18 protein-coding genes are annotated in these 21,913 nt (G+C 68.4%); 6 read left to right on the forward strand and 12 right to left on the reverse strand.

Features of this window, described 5'->3' with window-relative positions:
- Positions 1 to 9: 9 nt before the first annotated feature.
- Positions 10 to 708, reverse strand: a complete 699-nt coding sequence (locus MWU52_RS02670) for an invasion associated locus B family protein (protein ID WP_246949141.1) — start codon at positions 706 to 708, stop codon at positions 10 to 12.
- Positions 709 to 1,084: 376 nt separating this feature from the next.
- Between MWU52_RS02670 and MWU52_RS02675 the strand changes: the two genes are divergently transcribed.
- Together MWU52_RS02675 and MWU52_RS02680 are read left to right on the forward strand one after the other, a co-directional pair.
- A complete protein-coding gene (locus tag MWU52_RS02675; protein ID WP_246949143.1) occupies positions 1,085 to 2,629 on the forward strand; it encodes a helicase HerA-like domain-containing protein in 1,545 nt (514 codons plus the stop codon).
- A gap of 50 nt (positions 2,630 to 2,679) precedes the next feature.
- Complete coding sequence (locus MWU52_RS02680; protein WP_246949145.1) at positions 2,680 to 4,233, forward strand: acyl-CoA dehydrogenase family protein; 1,554 nt, start codon at positions 2,680 to 2,682, stop codon at positions 4,231 to 4,233.
- Between the two features lie 25 nt (positions 4,234 to 4,258).
- On the opposite strand, the gene guaA is transcribed toward MWU52_RS02680, so the two are convergent.
- A complete protein-coding gene (gene guaA, locus MWU52_RS02685) occupies positions 4,259 to 5,833 on the reverse strand; it encodes a glutamine-hydrolyzing GMP synthase (RefSeq protein ID WP_246949150.1) in 1,575 nt (524 codons plus the stop codon).
- 140 nt (positions 5,834 to 5,973) lie between these two features.
- On the opposite strand from guaA, the gene MWU52_RS02690 reads away from it, so the two are divergent.
- Positions 5,974 to 7,524 (forward strand): trimethylamine methyltransferase family protein, encoded by a 1,551-nt coding sequence (locus MWU52_RS02690; RefSeq protein WP_246949154.1) that lies wholly within the window; start codon positions 5,974 to 5,976, stop codon positions 7,522 to 7,524.
- Positions 7,525 to 7,530: 6 nt separating this feature from the next.
- On the opposite strand, the gene MWU52_RS02695 is transcribed toward MWU52_RS02690, so the two are convergent.
- Positions 7,531 to 7,812, reverse strand: a complete 282-nt coding sequence (locus MWU52_RS02695) for a DUF6477 family protein (RefSeq protein ID WP_246949155.1) — start codon at positions 7,810 to 7,812, stop codon at positions 7,531 to 7,533.
- Positions 7,813 to 8,017: 205 nt separating this feature from the next.
- On the opposite strand from MWU52_RS02695, the gene MWU52_RS02700 reads away from it, so the two are divergent.
- Complete coding sequence (locus tag MWU52_RS02700) at positions 8,018 to 9,121, forward strand: DUF6456 domain-containing protein (protein WP_246949158.1); 1,104 nt, start codon at positions 8,018 to 8,020, stop codon at positions 9,119 to 9,121.
- A gap of 49 nt (positions 9,122 to 9,170) precedes the next feature.
- Here MWU52_RS02700 and MWU52_RS02705 read toward each other — a convergent pair whose 3' ends face one another.
- Both MWU52_RS02705 and gltX read right to left on the reverse strand, forming a co-directional pair.
- A complete protein-coding gene (locus MWU52_RS02705; RefSeq protein ID WP_246949161.1) occupies positions 9,171 to 10,466 on the reverse strand; it encodes a citrate synthase in 1,296 nt (431 codons plus the stop codon).
- A gap of 103 nt (positions 10,467 to 10,569) precedes the next feature.
- Entirely contained in the window at positions 10,570 to 11,979 is a 1,410-nt protein-coding gene (gene gltX / locus MWU52_RS02710) for a glutamate--tRNA ligase (protein WP_246949163.1), read from the reverse strand.
- Between the two features lie 107 nt (positions 11,980 to 12,086).
- Between gltX and MWU52_RS02715 the strand changes: the two genes are divergently transcribed.
- Positions 12,087 to 14,162 (forward strand): ComEC/Rec2 family competence protein, encoded by a 2,076-nt coding sequence (locus MWU52_RS02715; protein ID WP_246949165.1) that lies wholly within the window; start codon positions 12,087 to 12,089, stop codon positions 14,160 to 14,162.
- Between the two features lie 36 nt (positions 14,163 to 14,198).
- On the opposite strand, the gene lexA is transcribed toward MWU52_RS02715, so the two are convergent.
- The 6 genes from lexA to MWU52_RS02745 form a co-directional block, all read right to left on the reverse strand.
- The gene (gene lexA / locus MWU52_RS02720; protein ID WP_246949167.1) at positions 14,199 to 14,891 is read right to left on the reverse strand and encodes a transcriptional repressor LexA; all 693 of its coding nucleotides are present in this window, start codon (positions 14,889 to 14,891) and stop codon (positions 14,199 to 14,201) included.
- A 113-nt stretch (positions 14,892 to 15,004) separates the two neighbouring features.
- Positions 15,005 to 16,180: a molybdopterin molybdotransferase MoeA gene (locus MWU52_RS02725; protein ID WP_246949169.1), complete on the reverse strand. Its 1,176-nt coding sequence runs from the start codon at positions 16,178 to 16,180 to the stop codon at positions 15,005 to 15,007.
- Positions 16,177 to 16,659 carry a cyclic pyranopterin monophosphate synthase MoaC gene (gene moaC, locus MWU52_RS02730; protein WP_246949171.1) on the reverse strand — a complete coding sequence of 161 codons (483 nt, stop codon included), beginning with the start codon at positions 16,657 to 16,659 and terminating at the stop codon, positions 16,177 to 16,179. The genes MWU52_RS02725 and moaC overlap by 4 nt, the downstream gene beginning before the upstream one ends.
- On the reverse strand, positions 16,656 to 17,468 hold the full coding sequence (trpC, locus tag MWU52_RS02735) for an indole-3-glycerol phosphate synthase TrpC (protein ID WP_246949173.1): 813 nt from the start codon (positions 17,466 to 17,468) through the stop codon (positions 16,656 to 16,658). The genes moaC and trpC overlap by 4 nt, the downstream gene beginning before the upstream one ends.
- Entirely contained in the window at positions 17,465 to 18,484 is a 1,020-nt protein-coding gene (trpD, locus tag MWU52_RS02740; protein WP_246949175.1) for an anthranilate phosphoribosyltransferase, read from the reverse strand. The genes trpC and trpD overlap by 4 nt, the downstream gene beginning before the upstream one ends.
- Before the next feature lie 2 nt (positions 18,485 to 18,486).
- Positions 18,487 to 19,074 carry an aminodeoxychorismate/anthranilate synthase component II gene (locus MWU52_RS02745; RefSeq protein ID WP_246952732.1) on the reverse strand — a complete coding sequence of 196 codons (588 nt, stop codon included), beginning with the start codon at positions 19,072 to 19,074 and terminating at the stop codon, positions 18,487 to 18,489.
- 111 nt (positions 19,075 to 19,185) lie between these two features.
- On the opposite strand from MWU52_RS02745, the gene MWU52_RS02750 reads away from it, so the two are divergent.
- Entirely contained in the window at positions 19,186 to 21,045 is a 1,860-nt protein-coding gene (locus tag MWU52_RS02750; RefSeq protein ID WP_246949177.1) for a polysaccharide deacteylase family 2 protein, read from the forward strand.
- Between the two features lie 3 nt (positions 21,046 to 21,048).
- On the opposite strand, the gene MWU52_RS02755 is transcribed toward MWU52_RS02750, so the two are convergent.
- On the reverse strand, positions 21,049 to 21,879 hold the full coding sequence (locus MWU52_RS02755; RefSeq protein ID WP_246949181.1) for an arginyltransferase: 831 nt from the start codon (positions 21,877 to 21,879) through the stop codon (positions 21,049 to 21,051).
- Positions 21,880 to 21,913: the final 34 nt, after the last annotated feature.

A 21,913-nucleotide genomic window follows, 5' to 3' on the forward strand; every position in this document is an offset into this window, starting at 1 on the left:
CGCGCGGCCTTATTCGCCGTTGGTTGCCTCGACCGCAGCGAGACCGGCGGTGAACCCCGAAAGGGACATCTCCAGCTCTGCGCGCTGATCGGGTGCAAGGGCCGGGACGACCACCAGCGTCGCCGAGGCCCCGCGCTTGAGCGCGGCCACGTCCGCGGCGGTAAAGCCCATCCGCGAATAGCACCCGGACTGATCGCAGAAGCTGAAGGGGTAGCGGCGTGTCTGACCGCCGTCGATGGTCATCGTCACCTGTGCCGTCAGCAGCGTCTGCAACGGCGTCAGGACCGTCGCGCCGGCGACGATCTCGCCCCCGTCGGGCAGGTCGAAGACGTTGACATCGGCGGTGGGATTGCCCTGCTGGTCCGCCAGCCGCTGGTAGAGCTGGCAGGGATCGTCCTGCCCTTCCGGCGCCTTGAGGCAGCGCACTTCCCAGTCGCCATGTTCCTCGCGGATGTAGATTTCGGGGCCGCCTCCCAGGGCCGCGCCGACGCTTTCCCCCGTGGTCAGATCGCCGCCCGGCGCGCTGGGGGCAGGGGCCTCCGCCGCGGGTGCCTCCGCCGCCGGGGCCTCGGCCGCCGGAGCCTCGGCCGGGGCGGCCTCCTCGGTGGCTTCGTCTGCCGTGGCGTCGGCATCCTGCGCAAAAGCCGGCAGCGCCAGCGTCAGCGACAGGGCGATGGCCGTGGAAATTCGGGTCGGGGAAGCAAGCAAGACGTCTCTCCTGTTCGATAAGTCGCGATGCGGTCTAGCACGGGTCCCCGGGGTTGTGCAGAGGCGAAGGAGGCGGTTCGCGGCGTTGCGCGCGGCCTTTTGCCGAACATGAAAAAGGGCCCCTGAAAAGGCCCTTTCCCATGGTCTTTTTTCTCTCCCCGTCGGACTGGCCGACTTGATGGGCGGACCCTAAGCAGCGCCTGCCAAACCGTCAACAGCCTATTTTGCAGTGGGTTCGTGTCCGGCATGCCGGATCGGGCAGCGGCGATCCGAAGGCCGGTCGCCGGCGCGCGCGGCCCGCCACACGGGCCTGTGCGCGCCGGTTCGGGGCTGCTATTGCGGACCAGGGTCGAGGACCTGTGAACGGGGGGACGGAATGGACGACGGCACGACGGGGATTTTCATGGGCGGCGGGGGTACGGGCTATGCCACGCCGCAGCACCTTCGGTTCGACTATGCGAACCGGCACGGGTTGATCGCGGGGGCGACCGGCACCGGCAAGACGGTCACATTGCAGATCATGGCGCAGGGGTTCGCGGACGCGGGCGTGCCGGTATTCCTGTCCGACGTGAAGGGCGACCTGTCCGGCCTGGCACGGCCCGGATCGGCCGATCAAAAGCTGCACGGCGCCTTCACCGAACGGGCCGACAAGATCGGGCTGGATCTTGTCTACGAGGCGGCGCCGGTCGTGTTCTGGGACCTGTGGGGCGAGACGGGCCATCCGGTTCGCGCGACGGTGTCCGAGATGGGGCCGCTGCTGCTGTCGCGTCTGCTGGACCTGTCGGACGCGCAGGAGGGCGTGCTGAACATCGCCTTCCGGGTCGCAGACGAACAGGGGCTGGCGCTTCTCGACCTCAAAGACCTGCAGGCGCTGCTCGTCTGGGTGGGCGAGAACCGGCGGGAGCTGTCCTTGCGCTACGGCAACGTGTCGACCGCTTCGGTGGGCGCGATCCAGCGCCGGCTTCTGACACTGGAAGGGGAAGGGGGCGCGCTTCTTTTCGGCGAACCCGCGCTGGAGCTTTCGGACCTGATGCGGCGCGACGACGACGGGCGGGGGATCGTGAACATCCTGTCGGCGGATCGCCTCATGTCCTCGCCCCGCCTCTATGCGACGTTCCTGCTGTGGCTGCTGTCGGAACTGTTCGAGCAACTGCCCGAGGTGGGTGACCCGGACAAACCGAAGCTCGTCTTCTTCTTCGACGAGGCACATCTGCTGTTCGACGATGCACCCAGGGCACTGGTCGAGAAGGTCGAGCAGGTCGCGCGGTTGATCCGCTCCAAGGGGGTGGGGGTCTATTTCGTGACCCAGAACCCCGATGACATCCCCGAGGACATTCTGGGCCAGCTCGGCAACCGCGTTCAACACGCCTTGCGCGCCTTCACCGCCAAGGACCGGCGCGCGCTTCGGCAGGCTGCGCAGAACTATCGCGAGAACCCCGATTTCGAAATCGAGGATGCAATTCGCGAGGTCGGCGTGGGCGAGGCGGTCACGTCGTTTCTGGAACGAAAGGGCATTCCGGGCGTGGCACAGCGCACGTTGATCCGGCCGCCGGCCTCGCAGCTCGGCCCGATCACCGCGGCGGAGCGACGGGAGGTCATCGCCGCCTCGCCCCTGGCCGGGCGTTACGACGATACGGTCGACCGCGAGAGCGCGTTCGAGATCCTGGCGCGACGCGCCGAGGCGGCCGCAAGGGACGCCGCCCGGGCCGAGGCCGAAGAGGAAGAGGCCGAGACGGCAGCGCGCGAATACAAGGCCGGCCGTCGCTATACTGGCGGGCGGGTCAGTCGCTCGACCTCCCGATCCCGGCGCACCGATAGCGTGGGTGAGGCCTTTGCCAAGTCGCTGGCGCGGTCGCTCGGCTCCAAGGCCGGGCGGTCCATCGTGCGGGGCGTTCTGGGCGGGCTCTTCCGGGGGCGGTGAGGTCGCGCCCGGCGCTTGCGGGATGCCGGCCCGGCACGCAAGATCGGGTCATGAACCACGAGGTGACCAACCAGCCGCCGCCACTCCCCGACCTGGATCTGCTGGCCGGGGACGCGGTCCTGCGCGAGGGGCTGGAGCAGGCGGGCGTTCCAGATTCGCGTGGCTTGGCAATCGCCGCCGGGCGGGCGGCCGCGCGGGATGACGCGCGTCTGGCCAACGAGAACCCGCCACGCTTGCGCACCCATGACCGGTACGGCCACCGCATCGACGAGGTGGAGTTCCATCCGGCCTATCACAACCTCATGCGGCAAGGGGTGGAAGGGCGTGTGGCATCGGCCGCCTGGGATGGAGAGGGGCGGGTGGGTCATCTTGCAAGGCTCTACCTGATGACGCAGGCCGATGCGGGCGTCGTGTGCCCGATGTCGATGACGCATGCCGCGGTCGCTGCGCTGCGCATCGCGCCCGACCTTGCCGCCGAATGGGAGCCCCGCATCCGCGCCGCGCGCTATGATCCCCGGCACCTGCCCGCCGCCGCAAAACTCGGCGTGACGCTGGGCATGGCTATGACCGAAAAGCAGGGCGGCTCGGACGTGCGCGCCAATACGACGCGCGCCGAACGGACGTCGGAGGGCTACGTTCTGGAGGGCCACAAGTGGTTCTGTTCTGCGCCGATGTCTGACGCGTTCCTGACGCTGGCACAGGCCGAAGGCGGGCTGACATGCTTTCTGGCGCCGCGGATCCTGCCCGACGGCACGCGGAACGGCATCCGCATCCAGCGCTTGAAGGACAAGCTGGGCGACCGATCCAACGCCTCGGCCGAGATCGAATATCACGGCACCCGGGCGGCCCGTCTGGACGAGGAGGGCCGGGGCATCGCGGCGATCATCGCGATGGTGCAGGAAACCCGGCTGGACTGCGTGGCCGGATCGGCCGGCGGCATGCGCGCGGCGCTGACCGAAGCATTCTGGCACGTCCGACACCGGCGCGCGTTCCAGAAGGCGCTGATCGACCAGCCGGCGATGCGGATGGTGATCGCCGACCTTTGCCTGGAGGTCGAGGCATCGACGCGCCTGGCCCTATGGCTGGCCACCCTGATGGATGCGGGCGATCCGCTTGCCCGGATCGCGGTTCCGGCGGCCAAGTTCTGGGTCTGCAAGCGGCAGGTCGGCGTCGTCCACGAGGCGTTGGAGGCACATGGCGGCGCGGGCTATGTGGAGGAAGCGCCGATGGGCCGCCTGTTCCGCGCCTCGCCCCTGAACGCGGTCTGGGAAGGGTCGGGCAACGTCATCGCCTTGGACCTGCTGCGCGCCTTGGAGGACGAGGCCACGGGGGCGGCGCTGTCGGATCTGATGGCGGACATGCGCGGGTGCGACCGGCATCTGGATGACCATCTCTCCGGGCTGTCGAAAAACCCGGCGCCGCACGACGCGCGGCTGTTCGCCGAAGATCTGGCCCTGGCACTCCAGGCGCGCGCATTGTTCGAGACGCCGGCGTTCGAGGCGTTCTGTGCCGCGCGGTTGGCCCGGCGCGGATCGATCTATGGGGCCGTCACCTTGCCCGGGGCGGACGACCTGCTGGCGCGGGCGATGCCGCAACCGGTCTGAGGGGCTTATCCCGGTAGGTGCGCGTTCATTCCCACTCGATGGTCCCAGGCGGTTTCGACGTGATGTCGTAGGTCACGCGATTGATGCCCGGGACCTCGTTGATGATGCGGGTCGCGGTCTCGCCCAGGAACTCGTGGGTAAACGGATAGTAATCGGCGGTCATCCCGTCGACCGAGGTGACGGCGCGCAGTGCGCAGGCGAAATCATAGGTGCGGCCGTCGCCCATGACGCCGACGGTGCGAACGGGCAGGATGGCGACGAAGGCCTGCCAGATTTCGTCATAGAGGCCGTGGCGCCGGATCTGATCGATATAGACGGCATCGGCGCGGCGCAGGATGGCCAGCTTCTCGCGCGTGATCTCTCCGGGGCAGCGGATGGCGAGGCCGGGGCCGGGGAAGGGGTGGCGGCCGATGAAGCTGGGGGGCAGGCCCAGCTCGCGGCCCAAGGCACGCACCTCGTCCTTGAAGAGCTCGCGCAGCGGCTCGACCAGCTTCAGGCCCATCTTCTCGGGCAGGCCGCCGACATTGTGGTGGCTCTTGATCGTGACAGAGGGTCCGCCCGCGAACGACACGCTCTCGATGACGTCCGGATAAAGCGTGCCCTGGGCCAGGAACTCGGCGCCGCCGACCTCGCCTGCGTGCTTCTGAAAGACGTCGATGAAGAGGCGGCCGATGGTCTTGCGCTTTGTCTCGGGGTCGCTGACGCCGTCGAGTGCGCCGAGGAAAAGCTCCTGCTCGTCGGCGTGGATCAGGGGCATATTGTAGTGGTCGCGGAACATGGTCACGACCTCCTGCGCCTCGCCCTGACGCAGCAGACCGTGATCGACGAAAACGCAAGTGAGCTGATCGCCGATCGCCTCGTGGATCAGGACGGCGGCAACGCTGGAATCGACACCGCCGGACAGCCCGCAGATGACCTTCGCGTCGCCCACCTCTTCGCGGATGGCGGCGATCGCCTGCTCGCGGTAGCCGGACATGGTCCAGTCGCCGGCGAAGCCCGCGATGCGGACGAAGTTCTCGTAGAGCTTGGCGCCCCTAGGGGTGTGATGCACTTCGGGGTGGAACTGCATGCCGTAGAAGTTGCGCGACGTATCGGCGACGACGGCGAAGGGTGCGCCGGGCGACGTGGCATAGACCTCGAACCCCGGGGCCAGGCGGCTGACGTGGTCGCCATGCGACATCCAGACCTGTTCGCGTCCCGTCGCCTCCAACCCGTCGAACCAGCCTTCCAGAAGATCCAGCCGGGCCTCGGGCGCGACGAAAGCGCGGCCGAACTCGGCGGTGCCCTCGCCGCGCACGACCTCGCCGCCCAGCATCTGCATCATCACCTGCTGGCCGTAGCAGATGCCCAGGATCGGCACACCCAGTTCGAAGATCTCGGCCGGCGGCCGCGGAGAGTTCGCATCGGGAACCGAGGCGGGTCCGCCGGACAGGATGACCGCGCGTGGCGCGAAATCGGCCAGAAACTCCGGCGTGACCTGCTGGAACGGGTGGATCTCGCAATAGACGTTCAACTCGCGCAGGCGGCGCGCGATGAGCTGCGTGACCTGGCTGCCGAAGTCCACGATGAGGAGGCGCTGGTGCTGATCGGGAATGTCCATGGCCGGCGGCTTACGCGGCAGCGGGACGGGGGGCAAGATCCGCGGATGTCGCCTTTCGCCCCTTCGGGCCGCAAACGCACCGCCGGAAGGGTCGGTCGCGGGCTAGCCAAGGCCCAACGGAGCGAAGGAAGGGGCCGGGCATGTCGGAAGGCGCGCGCAGGGGTGGACGACGGGGCGGAGGCGGCGCGGCGCGTCGTGCCGAACGGACGAGCGGCAAGATCGAACAGGCCCGCTTCATCACGCGGAACATTCCGGACCTGGAACTGCTGGATGACGAGGCCCTGTCCATCATCGAAGCGCAGGCCGACATCGTTCTGGGAGAAATCGGCGTCTCATTCCCCGAGAACCCCGAGGCGCTGAAGCTCTGGCGCGAGGCCGGGGCCGACGTCCAGGGCGACCGCATCCGTCTGCCGAAGGGTCTGGCGCGCAAGCTGTGCGAGACCGCCCCGTCGAAATTCGAGCAAATCGCCCGCAATCCCGAGCGTGCGGTGGAGATCGGCGGCCGGAACCTCGTTCTCGCGCCCGTCTACGGCCCGCCCTTCGTGCGAGACGCGAGCGGACGCCGCTATGCCACCATCGCCGATTTCGAGAAGTTCGTGAAACTGGGCCACATGTCGAAATGGCTGCACCATTCCGGCGGAACGGTATGCGAGCCGACGGACCTGCCGGTGAACAAGCGCCATTACGACATGCTGATGGCGCATATGACGCTGACGGACAAACCGTTCATGGGATCGGTGACCGAGGCGAGCCGGGCACGCGACTCGATCGAGATGTGCGACATCCTGTTCGACCAGGGCGACGGCAAGGGGCTGGACGGGCGCACGGCGCTGGTCAGCCTGATCAACATCAACTCTCCGCTGACCTTCGATTCGATCATGATGGGCGCGCTTGAGGAATATGCCCGCGCAAACCAGGCGGCGATCATCTCGCCCTTCATCGTGGGCGGGGCCATGGCGCCGGTCTCGGTCGCGGGAACGCTGGTCCAGGTACTGGCCGAGGTGATGACCGGCGTGGCCTATTCGCAGTTGGTCCGTAAGGGCGCGCCCGTAATCTTCGGCGCCTTCGTCACGTCGATCGACATGAACTCCGGCGCGCCGACATTCGGCACGCCCGAAGCGGCGCAGATCACCTACGGCGCCGGTCAGCTGGCGCGGCGGCTGGGGCTGCCCTATCGCAGCGCGGGCTCGTTCAACGGATCGAAGCTGCCGGACGCGCAGGCCGCCTATGAGACCGCGAACAGCCTCAATGCGGGGCTTCTGGCGGGGGTGAACTTCATGCTCCATTCCTGCGGCTGGCTGGAAGGCGGGCTGGTGGCCGATTTCGAGAAGTTCGTGATGGATGCCGACCAGCTCGGCGTTCTGCACAAGCTGGCCGAGGGGATCCGGGTCGACGAGGACACGCTGGCGATGGACGCGCTGCGCGAGGTCGGGCCGGGGGGGCACTATCTGGGCTGCGCCCACACGCAGGCGAACTTCAAGACCGCGTTCTGGAAATCCGGGCTTCTGGACTACAAGCCGTTCGAGACATGGGTGGACGAAGGCGGGCGCGACACCCGCGCGCTGGCGTCGGCCCGGATCGACAAGCTGTTGGCTGACTATGAGGAGCCAACGCTCGATCCCGCTGTCCGCGGCGCGCTGATGGATTACGTCGCGGCGAAGAAAGCGTCGATGCCCGACGCCTTCATGTAAGAACGGTCAAACCTGGCGAAACGCATGGGCCTCGGCCAGCAACGCGACCAGGATGTCGACATGCCGGGCGAGGCTGTAGTTCTTGTCGGCGGTCTTGCGTCGCCGCTCCAGCGCGGCCTCGATCGGCAGCAACTTCTCGAGGGCCGCCCGCGGCGACGCGGGGATGGCCACGCGCAGCATGCGACGAAGATCGCGGCGGCGCTCGTAATTCGCAGTGCCGTGAGACGCGGCCGCGACCAGAAGGCCGGGGCGGCGGAGGGCGCTGAGTTCATGGGTGATCTGGCACATGGGGCACATCCTTTCGATCCGTTTTTCCAAGCGGATCTTGCGCCTCGAACGGTGCGTGTTGCGTGCCGTCGGGGACCACCGTTCGCCCGCATGAGGGCGTTTACAATTTGGAAACAAATTCGACGCGAATGCGGCCAATTAATATCTTGGTAACCAAACACGGCGAGTTCTGACGCGGTTTTCCACGTGGTTTCGGAGACGTTGAATGACCGCCCCCCTTGCCCTGTCCGTGACTGCGAATCTGCCTGCCTGGGTGCCGGATTCGGCGCGTGCCTACTTGGCCCACGCGCATGCCGGCCGACCCCTGCGGGCGGTCGCGGCGGATGCCGGATGCGCCGCATCCACGGTGCTGCGGCAGGTGCGGCGGATCGAGCAGCGGCGCGACGATCCACTCGTGGACGACATCCTGGAGCGGCTCGCAGAGGCCGCCCGCGAAGAGACCGTTCCCTGTAACCAAGACGAGGCCCCCCAAATGTCAGCCATCCCCTCCAGTCCAACCCTGATCGACGACGAGACGCTCGACCGCGAGGCGCGCCGCGTTCTGCGTCGCCTTTGCGAGGCGGACGCGTTCCTGGCGGTCGGGCAGGGGATGCCGCAGGCGGCGGTTCTGCGGGAGACGGAGGCCGCGCCGACGCGAACGGCCACGGTGCCGCGTTCGGTCGCGCAGGCCTTCGTGCTGAAGGATTGGGTCGCGTGCTACAAGGTCGGCAGGATCACCCGCTATCGCATCACCGAGGCTGGGCGCGCGGCGCTCAAGCGGCTCCTCTCCGAGAACTTGAACGCCCGGGTCGAGGCGCGCGGGATGGCCGAGTCGCCTAGCCCGTTCCTGACGCAGCACATGGAACTGGCCCAGCAGGTTCGGCCGAGTGCGGCCGGCGAGGAACGGCTGCGCGTCAACCTCGCGGAATCGCCACTTGGCAGTCTTGCCCGGAAGAAGGACCGCGACGGCAAGCCGTTCCTGTCGATGGAACTGGTGGTGGCCGGCGAGCGCCTGCGCGAGGACTTCGAGCGCGCGCAGATGGGACCGCGGGTCGGGCAGAACTGGGAGCGGTTCCTGACTGCCGGCGGACGTGGCCAGATTGGGCCGGGGACGAACTGTTCGGGGCCCGAGGACGCCCGGACGCGGGTCTCCGAGGCGTTGCGCGCGCTGGGACCCGGGCTGGCCGATGTCGTCCTGCGGGTCTGCTGCTTTCTGGAGGGTATGGAAACGGCCGAGAAGCGCATGGGGTGGGCCGCCCGGTCCGGCAAGATCGTCCTGCGTATCGCGCTGCAACGCCTCGCCGCGCATTACGACGCGCTGCACCGCTAGGTCGCGAGCGGGGCGTCGCCGGCGCGACGCCCCGTGGATGGTCGCTACATCAGCGTTTCTCGACGTCGACGTAGTCGCGCTGATCCGCGCCGGTATAGAGCTGCCGCGGCCGGCCGATCTTCAGTGCCGGATCCGAGAGCTGTTCCTTCCACTGGGCGACCCAGCCGACCGTCCGCGAAAGCGCGAAGATCGGCGTGAACATCGAGGTCGGGAAGCCCATCGCCTCGAGGATGATGCCGGAATAGAAATCGACATTCGGAAACAGCTTCTTCTCGGCGAAGTACGGATCGTCCAGCGCCTGCTTTTCCAGTTCCTTGGCGACCTGAAGCGTCGGGTTGTCCTCGATTCCCATCAATTCCAGCACCTCGTCGGCGCTTTCCTTCATCACCGTCGCACGCGGATCGAAGTTCTTGTAGACGCGGTGGCCGAACCCCATCAGGCGGAACGGGTCATCCTTGTCCTTGGCGCGCGCGATGAACTCCGGGATCCGGTCGACCGAACCGATCTCGCGCAGCATTTCCAGACAGGCCTGGTTGGCGCCGCCATGCGCCGGCCCCCAGAGGCAGGCGATGCCGGCGGCGATGCAGGCGAACGGGTTCGCGCCGGACGACGACGCCAGACGCACCGTCGAGGTCGAGGCGTTCTGTTCGTGGTCGGCATGCAGCGTGAAAATCCGGTCCATCGCGCGGGCCAGGATCGGATCGACGGTGTGTTCCTCGGCCGGGACGGAGAAGCACATGTGCAGGAAGTTCGCCGCGTAATCCAGGTCGTTGCGCGGATAGACGAACGGTTGGCCGATCGAATACTTGTAGGCCATCGCGGCGATGGTCGGCACCTTGGCGATCAGGCGGATCGCGGCGACCTCGCGCTGCCAGGCGTCGGTGATGTCGGTGCTGTCATGATAGAAGGCAGACATCGCGCCGACCACGCCGACCATCGTCGCCATCGGGTGGGCATCGCGCCGGAAGCCGCGGAAGAAGTTGTGCATCTGCTCATGCACCATGGTGTGCCGCGTCACCGTCGTCTCGAACTTCTCCAGCTCGGCGGCCGAGGGCAATTCGCCGTAAAGAAGGAGGTAGCAGACCTCCAGATAATGCGATTTGGCGGCCAGTTGCCCGATCGGATAGCCGCGGTGCAGCAAAACGCCTTCCTCGCCATCGATGAAGGTGATGGCGCTCTCGCAGGACGCCGTCGACGTGAAACCGGGATCGTAGGTGAAGACGCCCGCGCCGGCATAGAGTTTGCGGATATCGACGACGTCCGGACCGGCGGACGGCGAGAGCACCGGCAAATCATGGCTCTGCCCGTCAAGGGTCAGGGTCGCGGTCTTGTTCGTATCAGCCATGTCGGTCCTTTCCGAAGGGCCGCAGGCCAATCGGCCATGCAACCTGTTGATCTTGCGCGACATCCCGGTCGCATTCGGCGGCATGCCGCCAAGCGGGGCACGGTCAGTCCGCCGCGTCCCGCTCCGCCGCATCCGAAATCCGGGCCAGCGTTTCATCGGGCCCGAGAACGATCATCATGTCGAAGACGCTGGGGGTGGCCGTCCGTCCGGCGATCGCGGCCCGAAGCGGCCCCGCGATCTTGCCGAGCCCCAGCCCCCGGGACTGGGCCAAATCACCCACGACGGCCTCGAGCACATCCCGCGACCAGCTAGCATTACGCAGGTGCGGCGTCAATTCTGCCAGCAATTCGCGTCCGTCCGGGTCGAGGGCCTTGGCGGCCTTCTCGTCGGGCAGGATCGGCCGTTCCGCCAGGACGAAGCGGGCCCGGTCGAGAAGCTGGGGCAGGGTGCGGCTCGCCTCCTTGACCAGGGGGATGGCCCGGGCCAGCGCAGCCCGGTCGATAGGGGCACCGCCCACGCGGTCGTTCCAGTCGAGCGTCGCCGCCAGGACCTCGTCATCCGTCATCGCGCTGAGATGTTGTCCCGACAGGTTCTCCAGCTTCTTCAGGTCCAGCCGCGCCGGCGCGCGCCCGATCCCGTCGAGGTCGAACCATTCGCGGGCCTGCACATCTTCGAAGAACTCGTCGTCCCCATGGCTCCAGCCCAGTCGCGCCAGATAGTTGCGCAGGGCTTGCGCGGGGAACCCCATTTCGGCGTATTCCTCGACACCCAGCGCGCCATGGCGTTTGGACAGCTTCTTGCCATCGGCCCCGTGGATCAACGGGATATGGGCCCAAACCGGATGCGGCCATGCCATCGCGTCGTAGATCTGGGCCTGGCGGGCGGCGTTGTTCAGGTGGTCGTCGCCCCGGATCACATGGGTCACGCCCATGTCGTGGTCATCGACCACGACCGCCAGCATATAGGTCGGCGTCCCGTCGGAGCGGAGCAGGACCATGTCGTCGAGCTGGTCATTCCGCGTGCGCACCTCACCCTGGACGGCATCTGCGATGACGGTCGTCCCATCGCGCGGGGTTTTCAGGCGGATGACGGACGGGGCGTCGGGGTGGGTTGCCGGGTCGGCATCGCGCCATGGGCTCTGGAAGAGCGTCGAGCGCCCCTCGGTCCGCGCCGCCTCGCGGGAGGCCTCGATCTCGTCCTGGGTGGCGAAGCAGCGATAGGCGCGCCCGGCATCGACCATCCGGTGCGCCACCTCGACATGCCGGGCCGCGTTCGCCGCCTGGCTCACCGGCTCGCCGTCCCAATCGAGCCCGAGCCAGGACAATCCGTCGAAGATGGCTTGCGTCGCCGCTTCCGACGACCTTGCCCGGTCCGTGTCCTCGATGCGCAGCAGGAAACGCCCGCCCCGACCCCGCGCGTACAGCCAATTGAACAACGCCGTCCGAGCGCCCCCGATATGCAGGTATCCGGTCGGAGAGGGCGCGAAGCGCGTGACGATCTGATCGGCGGTCATGGCGTCCTCGAAAACGGCGACGATGGCGCGTTCGGGTTAACGATTTGTAAACCCGGCCGCGCCTAGCTTCGCGCGGTTGATAGGCAGCACCGCAGCGGAGGGCAAGGATGCACCCGGTTGACGCCGCGCCCGCCCCGGGGCTCCGCGCCTCGCGCGTCGTGGCGGCATGCCAGGGGATCCGTGGCCACAGGCTGCCCTGGTTCGCCCTTGCCCTCGGGACGGGCGTAGGCCTCTATTTCGCGCTGCCGGTCGAACCGGACGGTGCCACGACGGCGGCCATCGCGGCGGCGGCGGTCGCGCTTTGCGTGCTGGCCTGGCTCGGGCGTGGCGGGGCGGGATTGCTGGCCTTGCTAGGCGCCGTCCTCCTCGGGGGCATGCTGGTCGCGCAAGTGCGCAGTGTCATCGTGTCCGGGCCGGTGCTGGAATACCGCTACTACGGCGCGGTCGAGGGGCGGATCGTCCGCATCGACAGGTCCGCATCCGGGGCCATGCGCCTGACGCTGGATCGGGTCCGCCTCGACCGCATGGCGCCGGGGCGCACGCCGCACCGTGTCCGCATCTCGCTGCAAGACGAAACCGGGGTCGCGCCACGGCCCGGCCTGCGCGTGATGACGACCGGGCATCTTTCGCCGCCGGCCGGACCGACCGAACCGGGCGGCTTCGACTTTCAGCGGCATGCCTGGTTTCAGGGGCTGGGCGCCATCGGCTACGGGCGCATCCCGCTGATGCAGGCCGAGGCGCCGTCCGGAGGCACCGCCCTGCTGGTCGCGCGGGTTCGCACCGCGATTGCCGAAGGGCTGCGCGACCGCCTGCCGGGGCAGTCCGGTCAGGTCGCGGCGGCCATTACGACCGGGGATCGCGGCGGCCTTTCCAAGGAGGTGACGGAAGCCCTCCGCGCGTCGAACCTGGCGCATCTATTGGCGATTTCGGGCCTGCATATGGGCCTGCTCGTGGGCTTCGTCTTTTGGGTCGTCCGGGGCGGTCTGGCCCTTATCCCTACGCTCGCACTGCGCTATCCGACCCGCGCATGGGCTGCCGCCGTGGCCCTGCCGTTCGCGCTCGCCTACCTTTTCCTGTCGGGCGGCAGCGTGGCGACGCAGCGCGCCTTCGTGATGGCGGCCGTGATGCTCGGGGCCATCCTCGTCGGATCGCGGGCCCTGTCGATCCGCAGCGTGGCGATCGCCGCGATCCTGGTTCTGCTGTGGCGGCCCGAAAGCCTGACGGGCCCGGGCTTCCAGATGTCCTTTGCCGCCACGGGTGCGCTGGTCCTGGTGTTCGGGGCCATCTCGCGCGGTGGCCGGGGGCGCTGGCTGCGCGGTTGGCGGGGCGCATTTCTCTCGCTTCTGCTCTCTTCGCTGGTCGCCGGTGCGGCGACCGCACCATTCGCGGCGCTCCATTTCAACCGGGTGGGCCAGTTCGGCGTGCTGGCGAACCTTTTGGCGGTGCCGGCGATGGGCACGGTTGTGATGCCTGCGTTGCTGCTCTCGCTGCTGCTATGGCCATTGGGGCTCGAGGCGCTGCCCCTCGCCATCGCCGGCCGCGGGATCGAATGGATCCTGCAGGTCGCGGACTGGATCGCGACGATGCCCGGCGCGCTGCGACCGATCGCGGCGCCGTCCTGGTACGTCCTGCCGTTGCTGGGGCTCGCGGCGGGTCTGCTGGGCGCGGCACGCGGTCCCACGGTTCGCTCGCTCTCCGTCGCATGCCTCGTGGCGGCGGCGGTGCTCTGGGCTCGGACGCCACGGCCGGCGATGCTGATATCGGACGACGCCCGGCTCGTCGGCGTCATGGTGCGAGAAGGGCGTTGGCTCAGCCGCGACAGCGGGGCCGGGTTCGTGGCCGACGCCTGGCTGGAGAACGACGGCGATTTGACCACGCAGGAGGAGGCCGCCGCCCGCCAGCCGCCTGGAAGGGGCGACCTGCCGTTCGCACTGATCGTGGCGCGCCGGAAATCCGAACTGGAAGACGCGCTGCATGCCTGTCGCCAGGATGCCGACGCGTGGCTGATCTCGGCCACCGAGATCCCCCGGCAAGACATTCCATGTCGCGTGTTCGATCCGACCCGGACTGCGCGAACCGGAGCCATTGCCGTGGACATCCTGCCGGATGGGGGCCCTGTCCTAAGAACCGCGCGCGACCTGCAGGGCGATCGTCCCTGGGTTCCCAAGCTGAAGGAATGGTGAAGGGCAAACGCCGGCGCCCTTGCGCGATGCCCGCTTCTAATAGCTGCGGATCAGGCCCACCAATCGGCCCTGGATACGCACCTGATCCTCGCGCAGGACACGGGTCTCATAGGCCTTGTTGGCCGCTTCGAGCGCGATCATCCCGTTGGTCCGCCGATACCTTTTCAATGTCGCCTCGTGACCGTCGACAAGCGCCACGACGATGTCGCCATTGTCGGCGCTGCCCTGCTCCCGGATCACGACGACGTCGCCGTCATTGATCCCCGCGTCGATCATCGAATCGCCGCGAACTTCCAGCGCATAGTGGTCGCCGCCCCGGTCGAGCATCTGACCCGGCACCGCCACGTGATGCGAAACTTCGCTGATCGCCTCGATCGGAACGCCGGCGGCGATCCTGCCCATCACGGGCAGCTCACGCGCGTCGATCTGCACCGGCATGGCCCGAACGGGCGGCGCCGGGGTCGGCCCGTCCCCCTCGATCACGCGGGGAACGAACGTCGCCTTGCCACCCATGTCCTCAGGGAGCTTGGTGATCTCGATCGCCCGCGCCCGGTGGGCCAGCCTGCGGATAAACCCGCGCTCCTCCAAGGCTGTGATAAGCCGGTGGATGCCCGATTTGGATCGCAGATCCAGCGCGTCCTTCATCTCGTCGAAGGAGGGGGGCACGCCGTCACGCTGCACCCGCTTGTGAATGAAGGCCAAAAGGTCGCGCTGCTTCCGCGTGAGCATGTTCCGATATCCCGTTCGATGGCCGCGGATCGGCGGCCTCACACGCAATGTTCTAGAAAGGTTCCCGTTTTGTGTCAACGCGCGGCTGCCGTCCTGCGCGGGGGCAATCGACGCTATCGTGGCAACGGGATCACATCGACGGGATCCCCTGCAGCAAGGGCCGGATCATTCGGCGGACGGCGGATCAAGACGTCGGATCGCGCAAGTACCGAAAGAAGGCTGCTGTCCTGCCGGTCTTCGGCCTCGCAGCCTCCATTGGTTCGACGGCCGCGCATGTAATGCGCGCGCGGGCCGTTCGCCGGGAGGGGTGCGGTCAAAGACAGTGTCTCGACCTGAGGTAGATGGGGCAGGCCCTGCATCCGTTCCAGCATCGGCGACATGAAGATGACGCCGCAAACCATTGCAGATACCGGATTTCCTGGAAGGCCCAGCACGGCCGACGCCCCGATCCGTCCCGCGAGGAGCGGCTTGCCTGGCCGCATGGCGACCTTGTGGAATGACAGGTCCATGCCGGCCCCCGCCATGGTTTCCGCGACGAGATCATGATCGCCGACGGATGCGCCGCCGATGGTCACCAAGAGATCGCAGCCCGCAGACAGATCCAGCGCCAGACGCAGGCTGTCGCCGCGATCCCGCGCGATGGGCAGCAACCGTGGCGTGCATCCCAAGGATCCGACCATTGCGGCCAGGCCGTAGCCGTTCGACGCCGTGATTTGGCCGGGGCGGAGATCCGACCCGGGCTGGCACAGTTCGTCCCCGGTCATCAGGATCGCAACAGTCGGGCGCCGCGAAACCTGGACGGACCGATGTCCCATGGCCGCGATCAGCGCGATGTCGCGGCTGTTCAGGCGGCGAGATGCGGACAGGACCGCGTCGGCCGAAAAATCGCCGCCTCGGGGCCGGATGTGCCGGGCCGTTCCGACATCGCAGCGCAGGACGATCCCGTCTCCGTCGGGCGCGACATCCTCCTGCATGACGACGCGGCGTGCCCCTTCCGGCACGGCCGCACCGGTGAAGATGCGGACCGTCGCATCCCCGCTCAGCGTGCCGTCGAACGGATGGCCGGCCGCCACCTCGCCGATCACGCGAAACCGGTCGCCGGCGCGCGGCGCATCCGTGGCGATGGCGTATCCGTCCATGGCCGAGGCGGCGAAAGGCGGCTGTGCGTGCCGGGCTCGGACCTCGCGGCGCAGAACACGGCCATTGGCGCGTTCGAGCGGCACCTCTTCGGCGTCCAACGGTTCGACGAGCGCCAGCAGCCGCGCCGTCGCCTCCTCGACCGAGATCACGTGCCCGGCGCCGTCCAGTCGCCCGACTTTCCGCCGGCCTTCGACAGAAGGCGGATCGCGCCGATTTCCATGTCCTTTTGGATCGCCTTGGCCATGTCGTAGATCGTCAGGCATGCGACGGATACCGCCGTCATCGCCTCCATCTCCACCCCGGTGCGCCCGGTCGTGGCGACCGTCGCCCGGACGCGCAGGCCTGGCAGGTCGTCATCCGGCAGGATGTCAATCGCGACGCGGTCCAGGGGCAGGGGGTGGCAGAGCGGGATCAGATCGGCCGTGCGTTTCGCCCCCATGATCCCGGCCAGCCGCGCGACGCCGATCACGTCCCCCTTGGCCGCGCTCCCCGTTCGTATGGCGGCGAGCGTCTCGGGAGACATCCTGACATGGCCTTCGGCACGGGCCTCGCGTGCGGTGACGGCCTTGCCGGACACATCGACCATATGCGCGGCGCCGGTCTCGTCGAAATGCGTCAGGCCGGTCATGGGTTGGCCGACAGCGGGGTCGCCAGTAGGTCGCGCGTCGCCGTCGCGACGTCCGACTGGCGCATCAGGCTTTCCCCGATCAGGAAGCAGCGGACGCCGTGCCGGGCCACCTCCTCCAGTTCCTCCGGGGTGTTCAGGCCGGACTCCGACACCAGCAGCCTGTCGTCCGGGGCGCGGCGGGACAGATCGTGGGTCACCTGGAGATCGGTGACGAAGGTATTGAGATCGCGGTTGTTGATGCCGAGCAGGCGCGACTCGAGCCTGGTGGCGCGTTCGAGTTCCGCCTGGTTGTGCACCTCGATCAGCGCGTCCATGCCCCAGTCGAAGGCAGCCGATTCCAGCTCGGCGGCCTGTCCGTCCGAGACGCTGGCCATGATGATCAGGATGCAGTCCGCGCCCAGTGCCCGGCTTTCCGCCACCTGCCATGGATCGTAGAGGAAATCCTTGCGCAACACCGGCAAATCCACCGCGGCCCGAGCGGCGACCAGGTATGCGTCGTCGCCCTGGAACGATGGACCGTCGGTCAGGACCGACAGGCAGGTCGCGCCCCCGTCGGCATAGGCGCGGGCCAGCGCGGGCGGATCGAAGTCGGCACGGATCAGCCCCTTGGACGGGCTTGCCTTCTTGATCTCGGCGATCAGACCGTAGCCCGCGATCGATGCGCGGTGAAGCGCACCGGCAAAGGGGCGAACGGCGGGCGCGGCGCGGGCGTCCTCCTCGACCGCGGCAAGGTCGCGGGCCGTTTTGCGCGCGGCCACGTCCTCCAGCTTGTAGGCCTTGATGCGGTCCAGGATCGTGGGCGTGCTCATTCGGCCTCCGAGGTGATGCGGGCGAGCGCCTCGACCTTGCCCTTGGCCGCGCCGCTGTCGATCGCCTCGGCCGCGATTTCGGCGCCGGTCCGAAGATCGGCCGCCCGGTCCGCGATCACGAGGGCGGCGGCGGCGTTCAGGAGCACGGCGTCGCGATAGGCGCCCTTCGCACCGTCCAGCAATGCGGCAAGGGCGCGGCCGTTTTCCTCCGGCGTGCCGCCCAGGATGTCGGCGAAGCGGTGAACGGGCAGGCCGGCCTCCTCGGGGTGCACCTCCCGCGCGGTGATGCGGTCGCCGTCGAGCACCGCGACCTGCGAGACGGCGGAGATCGAGAGTTCGTCCGTGCCGTCGCCGCCATGCACCAGCCATGCCTTCTCGCTGCCGAGTTGCTGCAGCGTTTCGGCCATCGGGAAGATCAGATCGGGCGCGAAGGCGCCGGTCAGCTGACGTTTCACGCCGGCGGGGTTGGTCAGGGGACCGAGGATGTTGAAAATGGTCTTGCAGCCCAGTTCCTGGCGAACCGGCATGACCACCGCCACGGCGGGATGATGGATCGGGGCCATCATGAAGGCGATGCCGATCTCGGCCAGCGCACGTTCGACCACGTCGACATCGACCATGACATCGATGCCGACCTGTCCCAGCGCATCGGCCGCACCCGATTTCGACGACAGGTTGCGGTTGCCGTGCTTGGCGATGGTCACACCGGCCCCGGCGACCACGAAGGCCGCCGCGGTGGAAATATTCAGCGTGCCCATCCCGTCGCCACCGGTGCCGACGATGTCGATCGCCCCCTCAGGCGCGCGCACGGCGCGGCAGCGGGCCCGCATCGCGGCGGCGGCGGCGGCGTATTCGGACACCGACTCGCCTCGCGCGCGAAGCGCCATCAGAAGGCCGCCGATCTGCGCGGGGGTCGCATTGCCCTGGAACAGTTCGGCAAAGGCGGCTTCGGCCTGGGTGCGCGAAAGCGGGCCCTCGGATGCCGCGAAGATCAGCGGCTTCATCGCGTCGCTCATGATCAGGCGGCCTCGGCGGCGGGCATCAGGTCGAGGAAGTTGCCCAGCAATGCGTGACCATGCTCGGAGGCGATGCTCTCGGGGTGAAACTGCACGCCGTGGATCGGCAGGTCGCGGTGGCGAAGGCCCATGATCGTGCCGTCCGCGAGCGCGGCGTTCACGATCAGCGTCTCGGGCAGGCCGGTCCGCGCAACGATGAGCGAGTGATAGCGCGTCGCGTCGAACGCCCCCGGCAGCCCCGCGAACACGCCCGAGCCGTCGTTTTCCATCCGGCCGAGCTTGCCATGCACGATCTCGCCCGCGCGGACGACGCGTCCGCCGAAGGCCTGGCCGATCGCCTGGTGGCCCAGGCAGACACCCAGCAGGGGCGTCCGCGTCTCGGCACAGGCCGTCACCATGGCCAGGCAAATGCCGGCCTGATCCGGATCGCAGGGCCCGGGCGACAGAAGAACGCCCGCCGGGCGCATCGCCATGGCCGCCTGCACGTCGACGGCGTCATTGCGCACCACGCGGACATCGGCACCCTGTTCGGCGACATAGTGGACGAGGTTCCAGGTGAAGCTGTCGTAATTGTCGATCAGCAGAAGCAAGCCCATCCCTCCCTCGCGGTCGCGGCAAGGGGTGTGACAACCCCATCGTCGCGTTATACGAAGAGGAAAGGCCCGGGGAAAGGGTCGAGGCAGGGCAATGAGGTATCGGGAATGCTGAAAGGCGTTTTGCTTGGGTCGGTCAGTGGCCTGGCGTTGTCGGGCCTGCTGGTCGTGGCGGTTTCTCTGCTCGCGCCACCGCCGAAATCGCCGGTGGATCGTCCGGTCGCGGCGCAGCCTTCGGCCCCCGTCCTGCGCGACCAAGCCGAGGTGGCGCCCCGCAAGCCGGACCCGCTGCCCGCCCGCGAAACTCCGCCCGCGACAGCCGGGGAGGTCGCGACGCCCGAAGACACAGCGCCCACTGTGGAGATCGTTCCGATCGCACCCGCCGCGCCCGAGGCGGAGCCGGAGACCGAGATGGCCGACGCTCCGCCCGCGCCCGCGCCGGTGGAGCGCGAAGTGGAAGACGCCGGAACGGAGGTTGCCGCCGCCGTGCCGTTGCCGTCGGGCAGCGAGTTCAATCGGCCGCCGGAGGATGTCGCCATCGTCGCGCCACGGACCGAGGATGCTCCGCGCGCCGTGCCGCTGACGGATCGGGGGCGGCCGGACCTGTCCGTCGCCGAAGCCCCAGCGCCCGAGACCGCGAGCGCCACCCAGCCGCAGGCGGGTCAGATCGCGGGCTTCGGCGCCGCGCCGCAGGTCGGCGTCGCGCCGATCCTGCCTGCCCGGCCGGAGGAGGGGGCACCGCGAACCTTTGGCGAAGTGGGCAGCATTCAGGACATCGAGGTGACCGAGGAACTGGAAGAAGACGGCCGCCGCGTGGTCGTCACGACGACGGTCCCCTCCGCGCCGGCCCCCGCGACCGAGCCCGAAGCCGAGCCCGAAACCGAGGTCGCGACGGACACCGCCCCGTCCGCCGAGGCGGAGACGGAGGCCCCGGCGGAGCCTGCCATCGCGGAGGTTTCAACCGAAGAAGACGCCGCGGATGCGGAGGACGTCGCGGGGGCGGAGGACGCCGTGCCGGATGTCGATGCCCCGGATGCGTCGTCCGACGAGGACATCGCCGGGTCGACGACCGAACAGGAAGTCGCCCAGGCCGAACCGCGCCGGTCGGCGCCCATCTCTCTGGTCGAGGATGCGGACGTCGTCGTGCCGCCCGAGGAGGAGCGCGCGCCGGAGGTCGAGGAGGAGGCCGAACCGATCATGCCGCGTCGCCTCGTCCTCGACAGCGAACGCGCCGTCGAGGCGGAGGACGCGACCGAGGCCGTCGCGGATGCGGAACCGGCGCAGCCCCGGCCCGTGCTCGAGACGCAGGCCGCGACCTTCGAGAACACGGCCGACCTGCCGCGCCTGTCCATCGTCCTGATCCACGACCCCGATCTGGGCGTCGACATCCAGAGCCTCGCGGCGCTGGAATTTCCCGTGACCTTCGCCCTCGATCCGACCTTGCCGGGCGCCGAGGCGGCGGCGAAGGCCTATCGCGCCGCCGGACACGAGGTCGTCCTGCGGGGCGAGGCCCTGTCACCCGGCGGGTCCGCGCAGGATATCGAGGTCGCCTTCACCGCCGCGCGCGCCGCCGTTCCCCAGGCGCTGGGTGTATTGGACACGCCCGAAGGCGGCTTCGCGCGCGACCGCGACGCGCTGGACGCGCTGCTGCGACCCCTGTCCGAGGCGGGAATGGGGTTCGTGGCCTATCCCGAGGGTCTGAACTCCGGTGTAACGCGTGCCCGGCGGGAGGGCGTGTCCGCCACGACCCTGTACCGCGAACTCGACGCCGAGGACGAACGCGCGCCGGTCATCACCCGTTATCTGGACCGCGCGACGTTCGAAGCGGTGCAGGACGGGGCCGCCGTGGTCGTTGGGCGCACGAGCCCCGAAACGATCACGGCCCTCTATTCCTGGCGGTTGGGCGCGCGCGCGGAGACCGTCGCCCCGGCGCCGCTGTCGACCGTGTTGCGGGATGGCGACGGCTGACGCTCAACTCGCCGTGTCTGGCAATTCGATCCGCGCGACCTGCTCGGCGATGGGTTCGACCGACAGGGGATGCGTCTCGTCGACATGGGCCACGGGATTGCCGATCGGCTGCCACTGGCGGTTCTTGAAGATCTCGAGCGCCGAGAAATGCGCCTTGTAGCCCATCTTGGGCGAGCCGGGCACCCAATAGCCGAGATAGACATAAGGCAGCTGCGCCTCGCGCGCGATTTGCAGATGGTCGAGAATGATCTGCGTTCCCAGGCTGTCCGACGGGCAATCCGGGTCGTAGAAGGAATAGACCATCGACAGCCCGTCATCGAGCACGTCCGTCAGGCAGACGGCGCGCAGGGCGGGTGCGTCGCCGGTATCCTGGGGGCGGTCGTCCCAGTACTCGATCACGCGGGTGCGGACCGGCGTCTCCTCGATCATGGCGGCGAATTCGAAGATGTCCATGTCGGCCATGCCGCCATTAGCGTGACGCGCGTTCAGATAGCGACGGAACAGGGCGAACTGCTCCTCGGTGGCCCAGGGCGACGTCACTTCGCGCCGCAGGTGCCGGTTGCGCGCCAGCGTCTTGCGCTGCGACCGCGTCGGCCTGAAGTCGGCAACCCGGATCCGCGCCGAAAGGCACGCGGTGCAATCGGCACAGCTGGGACGATAGAGGACGTTCTGACTGCGCCGGAAGCCCTGTTTCGACAGCTTGTCGTTCAAGGCGACGGCACCGGATCCCTGCAGGGCGGTGAACAGCTTCCGCTCGCGCCGACCGTCGATATAGGGGCACGACTGCGGCGCAGTCACGTAGAACTGCGGCGTCAGCGGAAGGCTGTGGCGCATATGATGGGGTCTTCATTCAGCTGCGTTTGGGGTC

The sequence above is a fragment of the Jannaschia sp. S6380 genome (genome assembly GCF_023015695.1).
In the GTDB taxonomy this organism is placed as follows: domain Bacteria; phylum Pseudomonadota; class Alphaproteobacteria; order Rhodobacterales; family Rhodobacteraceae; genus Jannaschia.

Coding starts and splice junctions, on each gene's coding strand:
- MWU52_RS02680 (WP_246949145.1), top strand. CDS start 2,680: ATGAACCACGAGGTGACCAACCAGCCGCCGCCACTCCCCGACCTGGAT.
- MWU52_RS02700 (WP_246949158.1), top strand. CDS start 8,018: ATGACCGCCCCCCTTGCCCTGTCCGTGACTGCGAATCTGCCTGCCTGG.
- gltX (WP_246949163.1), bottom strand. CDS start 11,979: ATGACCGCCGATCAGATCGTCACGCGCTTCGCGCCCTCTCCGACCGGA.
- MWU52_RS02755 (WP_246949181.1), bottom strand. CDS start 21,879: ATGCGCCACAGCCTTCCGCTGACGCCGCAGTTCTACGTGACTGCGCCG.
- MWU52_RS02690 (WP_246949154.1), top strand. CDS start 5,974: ATGTCGGAAGGCGCGCGCAGGGGTGGACGACGGGGCGGAGGCGGCGCG.
- trpD (WP_246949175.1), bottom strand. CDS start 18,484: ATGAGCGACGCGATGAAGCCGCTGATCTTCGCGGCATCCGAGGGCCCG.
- moaC (WP_246949171.1), bottom strand. CDS start 16,659: ATGACCGGCCTGACGCATTTCGACGAGACCGGCGCCGCGCATATGGTC.
- guaA (WP_246949150.1), bottom strand. CDS start 5,833: ATGGACATTCCCGATCAGCACCAGCGCCTCCTCATCGTGGACTTCGGC.
- MWU52_RS02715 (WP_246949165.1), top strand. CDS start 12,087: ATGCACCCGGTTGACGCCGCGCCCGCCCCGGGGCTCCGCGCCTCGCGC.
- MWU52_RS02705 (WP_246949161.1), bottom strand. CDS start 10,466: ATGGCTGATACGAACAAGACCGCGACCCTGACCCTTGACGGGCAGAGC.
- lexA (WP_246949167.1), bottom strand. CDS start 14,891: ATGCTCACGCGGAAGCAGCGCGACCTTTTGGCCTTCATTCACAAGCGG.
- MWU52_RS02675 (WP_246949143.1), top strand. CDS start 1,085: ATGGACGACGGCACGACGGGGATTTTCATGGGCGGCGGGGGTACGGGC.
- MWU52_RS02695 (WP_246949155.1), bottom strand. CDS start 7,812: ATGTGCCAGATCACCCATGAACTCAGCGCCCTCCGCCGCCCCGGCCTT.
- trpC (WP_246949173.1), bottom strand. CDS start 17,468: ATGAGCACGCCCACGATCCTGGACCGCATCAAGGCCTACAAGCTGGAG.
- MWU52_RS02750 (WP_246949177.1), top strand. CDS start 19,186: ATGCTGAAAGGCGTTTTGCTTGGGTCGGTCAGTGGCCTGGCGTTGTCG.